This is a genomic window from Pedobacter sp. PF22-3 (assembly GCF_026239555.1).
Classification (GTDB): domain Bacteria; phylum Bacteroidota; class Bacteroidia; order Sphingobacteriales; family Sphingobacteriaceae; genus Pedobacter.
The window spans coordinates 1-305 of record NZ_JAPIVP010000061.1; the positions used below are offsets into that span (position 1 = coordinate 1).

Sequence of the window (305 nt, forward strand, 5' to 3'; positions counted from 1 at the left end):
CCGCTGGAAGTAGGATACATGGACATCCTTCCCTTTGCCACCCAGGCCAGGGAACAGAACCAACAGCCACAGACATACAGGCTGGTTGCCAAACGGAGACTGAAAAAAGATGGCCAGGTAGATCTGATCACCCGGGATGCCTATGAATACAGGGGCGTCCTGACCAACGACTTCGAAACGGATGCCGTAGCCATTGCCCGTTTTTATGACCGGAGAGGGGGCATGGAGCGGCAGTTTGATATCCTTAAAAATGATTTTGGATGGAACAGCATGCCTTTCTCTGCATTGGACAAAAACCTGGTTTT

1 protein-coding gene is annotated in these 305 nt (G+C 50.8%); it reads left to right on the forward strand.

The window, feature by feature from the left end; translation table 11 throughout:
* A partial coding sequence (locus OQX63_RS23325; RefSeq protein ID WP_265853180.1) for a transposase occupies window positions 1–305 on the forward strand: 305 nt, incomplete at both ends.